This is a genomic window from Edaphobacter sp. (genome assembly GCF_035532915.1).
GTDB lineage: Bacteria > Acidobacteriota > Terriglobia > Terriglobales > Acidobacteriaceae > Edaphobacter.
Window position 1 is genome coordinate 1 of sequence record NZ_DATKQC010000112.1, and the last position, 8050, is coordinate 8050.

Annotated in this window: 9 protein-coding genes; 6 read left to right on the top strand and 3 right to left on the bottom strand. The window is 59.8% G+C overall.

The genetic code is table 11. The features are described 5' to 3' along the window. Positions 1-2407, top strand: a 2407-nt coding sequence (gene priA, locus VMU57_RS05715; protein WP_325381671.1) for a replication restart helicase PriA, incomplete at its 5' end; no start/stop codon positions are given. A 24-nt stretch (positions 2408-2431) separates the two neighbouring features. Here the strand turns inward: priA and VMU57_RS05720 are convergent. After that, on the bottom strand, positions 2432-2701 hold the full coding sequence (locus tag VMU57_RS05720; protein WP_121472085.1) for an HU family DNA-binding protein: 270 nt from the start codon (positions 2699-2701) through the stop codon (positions 2432-2434). A 220-nt stretch (positions 2702-2921) separates the two neighbouring features. Between VMU57_RS05720 and dcd the strand changes: the two genes are divergently transcribed. The 5 genes from dcd to VMU57_RS05745 all read left to right on the top strand — a co-directional run bounded on the left by dcd (position 2922) and on the right by VMU57_RS05745 (position 7509). Further along, complete coding sequence (gene dcd / locus VMU57_RS05725; RefSeq protein WP_325381672.1) at positions 2922-3476, top strand: dCTP deaminase; 555 nt, start codon at positions 2922-2924, stop codon at positions 3474-3476. An 83-nt stretch (positions 3477-3559) separates the two neighbouring features. Continuing rightward, a complete protein-coding gene (locus tag VMU57_RS05730) occupies positions 3560-4207 on the top strand; it encodes a response regulator transcription factor (RefSeq protein ID WP_325381673.1) in 648 nt (215 codons plus the stop codon). A gap of 290 nt (positions 4208-4497) precedes the next feature. Next, complete coding sequence (locus VMU57_RS05735; RefSeq protein WP_325381674.1) at positions 4498-5196, top strand: lipid-binding SYLF domain-containing protein; 699 nt, start codon at positions 4498-4500, stop codon at positions 5194-5196. A 105-nt stretch (positions 5197-5301) separates the two neighbouring features. Beyond that, positions 5302-5652 (top strand): hypothetical protein, encoded by a 351-nt coding sequence (locus VMU57_RS05740; RefSeq protein ID WP_325381675.1) that lies wholly within the window; start codon positions 5302-5304, stop codon positions 5650-5652. Positions 5653-5730: 78 nt separating this feature from the next. Beyond that, the gene (locus VMU57_RS05745; RefSeq protein WP_325381676.1) at positions 5731-7509 is read left to right on the top strand and encodes a lysine--tRNA ligase; all 1779 of its coding nucleotides are present in this window, start codon (positions 5731-5733) and stop codon (positions 7507-7509) included. Positions 7510-7517: 8 nt separating this feature from the next. Here VMU57_RS05745 and VMU57_RS05750 read toward each other — a convergent pair whose 3' ends face one another. Together VMU57_RS05750 and VMU57_RS05755 are read right to left on the bottom strand one after the other, a co-directional pair. Beyond that, positions 7518-7868: an RrF2 family transcriptional regulator gene (locus tag VMU57_RS05750; RefSeq protein ID WP_325381677.1), complete on the bottom strand. Its 351-nt coding sequence runs from the start codon at positions 7866-7868 to the stop codon at positions 7518-7520. Next, on the bottom strand, positions 7865-8050 hold a 186-nt coding region (locus VMU57_RS05755; protein WP_325381678.1), incomplete at its 5' end, for a hypothetical protein. The genes VMU57_RS05750 and VMU57_RS05755, both read right to left, overlap by 4 nt.

Sequence of the window (8050 nt, forward strand, 5' to 3'; positions counted from 1 at the left end):
AGTGGGGGCGCGGGTGCTGGTTCCTTTCAGCGGGCAGAGATTGATGGGGGTGGTGGTGCGGGTGCACGAGGATGCGCCCGCAGATGGCTTCGAGATCAAGCCGGTGCAGCAGGTGCTGGATGACGCGGCCCTGCTGCCGGACGAGTTGATGAAGCTGGCGGGGTGGATCGCTTCGTACTACGTCGCTCCGCTGGGCGAGGTGCTGCGGGGAATGCTGCCTCTGTCTGCCGAGGTGAAGCGGCATTTTTTCTACAGGATTGCTGAGCAGGGACGGAAGGTGCTCTATGAGGGCGCGGCGAAGGGGTCTTCGCGGCGGTCGAAGCTTTCCCCTGAGGAGCAGAATCGCGAGTACGCGGTGCTGAACTATCTGGAAGGGGGGGAGCAGGCGAAGATATCGGCGCTGCGGTCGGCCACAAGCGCAAATAAAAGCCTTCTGGAGGGGATGGTTCGCAAGAAGTGGCTGACCCGTGAGGCGGTAGCGGAGGAGCGCGATGCGCGGCGTCTGGAGAAGGTAGCGGTGCTGGTGGTGGATGCGCGGTTGCCGAAGCTCAATGAGAATCAGACAGCGATTCTGGCGGAGCTGGCTGCGGTGGGTGGGCGGATGCGCGTGAGGGACCTGCGCCAGACGCTGCCTGCGGTGCCGGAGTCTACGTTGGCGACGCTGGTGAAGCGTGGGCTGGTGACGATTGAAGAGGTCGCTGAAGATTTTCACATGGGCGGGGTGGGCGCGCATGGAAAGAAGCATGCACATGAGCACGCTCTGAACGAAGCGCAGATGGAGGCTTTGGGGACGATTGCGGCGGCGATGACCAAGGGCGGGTTTGCGCCGCATCTGCTGTACGGTGTGACCGGCTCGGGCAAGACTACGGTTTACTTTGCGGCGATGCAGCGTGCGCTCGATGCAGGAAAGTCCGCGCTGCTGCTGGTGCCGGAGATTGGGTTGACGCCCGCAATGACCGGGCAGATGGTGGCGGCGTTCGGCAGCGAGGTTGCGCTGCTGCACTCGCAATTGACGCCCGATGAGCGCGCCGAGCAGTGGCACAGGATTCGCCGGGGCGAGGCGCGAATTGTGGTCGGAACGCGGTCGGCAGTGTTTGCGCCGATGGTGAAGCTGGGCCTGATTATCGTCGATGAAGAGCATGACTCCAGCTACAAGCAGGAGGAGACGCCGCGCTATCATGGCCGCGACGTTGCCGTGATGCGGGCGAAGTTCAACGAGGCGGTGGTGGTGCTGGGATCGGCTACGCCGTCTCTCGAGAGCTGGGCGAATGCGGAGAAGGGGCGCTATGTGCGCGTGGAGATGCGGCGGCGAGTCGCGGACCGCCCCCTGCCTGCGGTGGAACTGGTGGACATGCGCACGGAATTCAAAGAGACCGGGCAGGAGCAGATTTTTTCGCGGCGATTGATCGAAGAGACGCAGGCCACGCTCGATCGCGGAGAGCAGGCGATCATTCTGCTGAACCGGCGCGGCTACTCGTTTGTGGTGATGTGCCGGAGCTGCGGCGACAAGGTGGAGTGCGAGAACTGCGCGATCTCGATGACCTATCACAAACCGGTGAGCGGCGATGACGGCGTAGCGCAGCCGGGTCAGCGGCTGGAGTGCCACTACTGCGGATTTCGGCGTGGGGTGCCGAAGACCTGCCCGAAGTGCGGCAGCGAGCACCTCTACTTTCTCGGTGCCGGGTCGCAGCAGGGCGAGGAGCGGTTGCAGGAGATCTTTCCCGCCGCACGAATAGGCCGTATGGACCGCGATACGGTGCGAGGACGCAGCGATATGGAGCGGCTGCTGTCACGGCTTCATGCAGGCGAGATCAATCTGCTGGTGGGCACGCAGATGATCGCCAAAGGGCATGACATTCATGGGGTGACGCTGGTGGGCGTGGTGGGCGCGGACTTTGCGCTGGGGCTGCCGGACTTTCGCGCTGCGGAGAGGGTGTTTCAACTGTTGACTCAGGTCTCGGGCCGGGCGGGCCGGGGCGATCTGCGCGGCAAGGTGCTGGTGCAGACCTATCATCCCGACCACTATGCGATTCAGTTTGCATCGCAGCATGACTATCCTGGATTTGTAGCGAAGGAGATGAACTATCGGCGGTGGATGCACTATCCGCCCAACGCTGTGCTGGCGAACGTCGTGGTCCAGAGCGAGAAGCTGGAAGAGGCTACGGGGTGGTCGTCTACGCTGGGGCGGTGGTTTCAGCAGACGCGGCTGGACAAGGTCCGCGTACTGGGGCCTGCTGCCGCGCCTATCGTGCGGCTGAAGAGGATTTACCGATATCACTTCGTGCTGAAGGCGGAGCAGCGAGGAACGCTGGGCGCGACCCTGCGGGCCATGCTGGCATTTGCCGAAACACAGGGGATAGCGCGCCGGAACCTAGTTGTCGACGTGGATGCCGTGCACCTGATGTAATGCGGTGGAAAGCGCGCTCCGGCGCTACTCGAGCAGGTGGAGCTCTTTGCCGGGCTTGAAGCGAACCGCTTTCCCGGGGGCGATGGTGACTTCAGCCCCTGTTCTCGGATTGCGGCCGATGCCGGTTTTGCGCGGTTTCACGGTGAAGACGCCGAAGCCGCGCAGTTCGATGCGGTCGCCGGCGATCAGGTTTTGTTTCATGCTATCGAAGATGGCGTCGACGGCAGCCTCTGCTTTGGTCCGCGGAAGGCCGGTACGTTCAACAACCCTTTGTATAAGATCCTGCTTAATCATGTGGGGCCGCCGTCCTTTGGCTGTAATTTTCTATCAACACATTTACTGACCGGGTTTAGTACCGTGATGGTAGAAAGTCGAAACGAGATTGTCAATGTAAGAACGCTACCGTAAGATGAAGAATCTAATGAGGCAACGGAAAAAGGGGGTGTAAGCGCCCCGGTGGCCGCTCGCCAATACGGTTAGACTCGAATCAGAAGACGAAGGGAAGCAGATTAGCGTGGCCATTAAAAGCGACCGCTGGATTCGCCAACAGGCGACCGAGCACGGCATGATTTCTCCGTTCAGCGAAAAACAGGTCCGCGAAGGCGTGATTTCGTATGGACTCTCGTCCTATGGGTACGACCTGCGGGTCTCGGACGAATTCAAGATATTTACCAACGTCAATAGCGCGATTATTGACCCTAAAGCGTTTGATGAACGGTCTTTTGTGTCCGTCCAGTCCGACAGCGTCATTGTGCCGCCAAATTCGTTCGCGTTGGCGCGGTCGATCGAATATTTCAAGATTCCTCGCGACGTGTTGACCATTTGCGTGGGCAAATCAACCTATGCTCGCTGCGGCATCATCGTCAACGTCACCCCCTTCGAGCCGGAGTGGGAGGGCTACGTGACGCTCGAGATCTCGAACACGACGCCGCTTCCCGCCAGGATCTATGCCAACGAAGGATTGTGCCAGATCCTCTTCTTCCAGTCCGATGAGGTCTGCGAGATCAGTTACGCGGACCGCAAAGGAAAGTACCAGAATCAACAGGGAATCGTTCTGCCGAAGCTCTAGCTTGCACCGACGGTTGAACCATTCCCTGGCTGCGACACATACTGCCTGCCTAAAAACGTTGAGAAGTAGAGGCTGCAAGGGCGATGAGAGACACAACATCGGATGGACATCTGCGTATTGGGTTGATTGCCACGGATCCGTTGCGGATTATTGGCCTGCAGGCCATCTTTTCCGAGAGCGGTTTCGAGGTGATAGCCCTCTCGGTGCCGGGAGCGCTCGATGCATCGGGAGTGTCGCTGATCCTGATCGACGCGGCATGCACGGACCACCTCTTCGAATTGCTGGCTACGTTTCACCGCCGCCGCCCCCGCCTGCGGCTGATCGTGATCGGCGTGCAGGAGGACCACGAGTATATTCAGCGGGTGATCGGCGCGGGAGCCAAAGGATACCTGACCCATACGGCCAAAGAGAGCGAGATCCGGATGGCGATCGAGATCGTGCAGGACGATTCGCTCTGGGCTCCGCGAAAAGTGCTGGCACGGTTGCTGGAGTCGTCCGCGGCGGAGACGGCCAGCGCGGCTTTGGGCAGTGCGCCGAAGTTTACCGGGCGAGAGGCCCAGGTGCTGCGCCTGCTGGTGGCGGGTAGCCCCAACCGCGAGATTGCGAGCGCTCTCGGCATCGATGCCGTAACGGTAAAGGCTCATGTTGGGCGGATTATGCGGAAGGTTGGGGTGGCCAACCGGATCGCCCTTACCGTCGAGACGCTGAACAGAAATCTTCTGGAGGAGTAATTTTTCTATTGATCAGATAGTTAACAGAAACCGCTCAAAGGTATATAGACCTTCGTACCGTTGTGATGGCCACTGATGTGATGCAGAGTGTCTTAAGCAACACAGACCTGGGAGAGGGGTTGTAGAGAGCGTGTCAGGGGCGACCTTGGCGCTATCTCTACAACCCCCATTTTTTTGTCTTGCCGCAGGCAACTCTGCTAAGGTACAACTCTGCTTTGGTTCTGCCCATCTCATCGAATGTTGAAGCGGACACTCCAATTGAAGTTTTAGAAAGTGAAAGGCAAAAAATTATGAAGCGGATAACAGTGATTGCATGTGGATTGGCCATGGTGGCGAGTTCTGTTTCGGCATTTGCAGCATCGGACAAGGCGAAGTTGGCCGAGCGTCTGACGGATGCCCAGAATGTTGTACGGCAGATTATGGCGACCCCGGACAAAGGCATCCCGCAGAGCATCCTCGCGGGAGCGTCCTGCGTGGTGGTGGTTCCCAGCTATAAAAAGGCGGCTTTCGTCGTCGGCGGTCAGTATGGCCAGGGTGTTGCTACCTGCCGCACGCCGCGCGGCTGGAGCGCTCCGGTATTTGTGCAGCTTGCCGGCGGCAGCTTCGGCTTCCAGATTGGCGGACAGTCGACGGACCTGGTTCTGGTAGCGATGAATCAGCAGGGGCTTCAGGACATGCTGAAGAACAAGTTCAAGATCGGCGGCGATGCTGCTGCTTCGGCTGGCCCGGTTGGCCGCAATGCGCAGGCGGGAACGGACTGGAAGCTGAATGCTGAGTTTCTAACTTATTCGCGCAGCAAGGGACTCTTCGCCGGTATCAATCTCGACGGCACCGTGCTCTCCCAGAACCAGGACGACACCCGGACGATCTATGGCACGGACATTCCGTTCCAGACGATCCTGAAGGGTAATCAGGCAACACCCCCCGAGGCGCGTCCATTCGTCCGGACCGTGGCTCATTACTTCGTAGTCTCCAAGTCGAATCAGTAGTTTCAGGTAGGGTTAACGAAGGGCGGCCGCTCCGGCCGCCCTTCGTTTTTGTGAGAACAGGAGCGCGACAGGCCAGGTGTGTCACCATCCTCAAGGAGAAGCCAAATGACCTCCCGTTCCACCTCCTTCCTGCTCATTGCCGCCGTGTTTTTCTTCGTTCCGCAGGCATTTCCCGTGCCCATCCATTGCGCCAAAGCCGTCACCCCAAACGAAAAGACCATCTGCTCCGACCCCACGCTCATTCAGGCCGACGCGCGCATGGACACGCTCTACAACATCTCCCTTCACTTCGTCGCCATGGGAACACGCGGCGACCTTCAAGATCAGCAGCCTGTCTGGATAAGCGAGCGTGAAGCCTGCGGCACCAGCAAACCCTGCATCCGCGCCGCATACAAAAAACGCACCGCTGTCTTCGAGGCCATTATGAAGCGCGTTGCGACCTTCGGCCCTTTTTGAGGCGCGCCATAGGGCCTCGCTGTCGTTCCTCGCCGCTATACTTAAACTTCAACGAAATTAAGCTGCAAAGGAAAACCCGTGTTCGAGTCCGAGTTTGAAAAGAACCTCTACGCCCTCCGTCGCGACAAGCTCGCGCAGATCGCCGCTCTCGGCCACGCTACCTACCCCAACTCCTACACCGCCACTCATACCATTCCCGAGTTGCGCGCCGCCTACGACGAGCAGACTGCCGAGCAGCTCGAATCCGCGTCAGCCCCCATCGAGGTGAGCCTTGCCGGCCGCATCATGGCCATCCGCGTCCAGGGCAAGGCCGGGTTCGCCCAGCTTCAACAGGGAGGCCAGCGGCTCCAAATCTACGTCCGCAAGGACGACGTAGGCGAAGCTGTCTTCGCCCTCTACAAGCTGCTCGACCTTGGCGACCACGTCGGCGTCCAGGGCCGCCTCTTCCGCACCCGCACCAACGAACTGACGGTCCACGTCACACAGCTCACCTTCCTCGCCAAGGCCATGCTCGCGTTGCCGGACAAGTACCATGGCCTCGAGGACACCGAGCTACGCTACCGCCAGCGCTACGTCGACCTCTTCATGAACACCGGCCACAGTGCCAAGCAACAAGCTCCCACTGAGCCGAGTGCCCCAGGTCTGGCCGTTGCAGACCTGGGTGGTGCGCCACTCCCCTCACCGGACACCGCCGAACCCGAGACCCGCAACGTCCGCGAGGTCTTCGTCAAGCGTGCCGCCATCCTCCGCGCCCTGCGCACCTTCTTCGACGAGCGCGGCTATCTAGAAGTCGAAACCCCGATGATGCACACCATCGCCGGAGGCGCCGCCGCCAAGCCCTTCCGCACCCATCACAACGCGCTCGACCTCGACCTCTCCCTGCGCATCGCGCCCGAGCTGTACCTGAAGCGGCTGGTAGTCGGAGGCCTCGACCGCGTCTACGAGATCAACCGCAACTTCCGCAACGAGGGCATCAGCACCCAGCACAACCCCGAGTTCACCATGCTGGAGTTCTATCAGGCCTACGCCAACTACCACGACCTCATGCGCCTCACCGAAGAGCTAATAATCTTCGTTGCGCAGGAGGTAAACGGCCACACCATCACCAACTTCAACGGCGTAGAGATCGACCTCAGCAAGTGGACGAAGCTCTCGATGCGCGACGCCATCATAACGTTCTGGCCAGATGAATTTGGAGAAGTTCCACATGGATCAGAGTTCTCTGATTCAAACGCACTACAGAATCGTCTTCGTGAAGCCGTCAAGTCTGAAAATAAAGGACGACAACAAAGGCAGCTTGCTTTTAGCGAACACGAAAAACAAAATGATCCTCCTGCCAAGATGAGCAGCGCGATGATTTTTATTTTGAACGGTTTAGAAGCCGGCATGCCGGTGGGACGCGCAGTGTCAGATCTATTCGAGCTTCTAGCCGAACCCCACCTCATCCAGCCCACCATCATCTACGACTTCCCTCTAGCCGTCAGCCCCCTCTCCAAGCAGAAGCCCGACGAGCCCGACTGGGTCGAGCGTTTCGAGTTCTACATCGGCGGCTTCGAGGTAGGCAACGCCTTCAGCGAGCTGAACGATCCCGACGACCAGCGCCGCCGCTTCGAACAGCAGCTCGTTGAAAAGGAACGTGGCGACGACGAAGCCCATGAGATGGACGAGGACTACGTCCGCGCTCTCGGATACGGCCTGCCCCCCACCGGTGGCGAGGGCATCGGCATCGACCGCCTGACCATGATCCTCACCGGCTCAAAGTCCATTCGGGACGTCATCTTGTTTCCGCTGCTTCGTCCGCAGGTCAAAAAGCAGCAAGCGAACGGCGAGCGGGCCCACGGAGAATCCGCCGAATAGACGGAAGACTAAGCCTTCTTCAACCGCTTCACCACGCCTGCCAGCGAGTGTTCATTCATCGCTGCCACCGCATCGTCTCGGACCTTCTTCATCAGTCCGGCAAGCGCCTTGTCTTCGACCGCCAGCCACTCTCCGGCAGCAGCGTCGAACACATCGCCAAGGCCGATCTGCTTGGCCGGAACCTTCAGCTTCGCGCCGCCGTTCGGTCCCTTGCGCTGCACGATCAGCCCGGCCTTGTGCAGCAGCAGAAACGTTCGTCGCACCATGACGGCGCTCTCCTTGAGAGCTTCTGCAATCGCCGCCGAGGTGTGCATCGCATCCGGCTCTGTCGCCAGCACCGCCAAAACCCGCAGACTCAAAGCAAAACGCGCATTCTGTGCCATAACAAAAAAGCTACCACAACCAGCCTGCCGCAAGATTGCACATACTCCGCAAACATCCCTCGTAACCCCGCGCCGTGTAAACTTTTTGAGTGAATATCCTTTTTGTCGGCGATGTCTTCGGCTCGGCCGGCCGCCATATCGTCCGCGGACACCTGCCC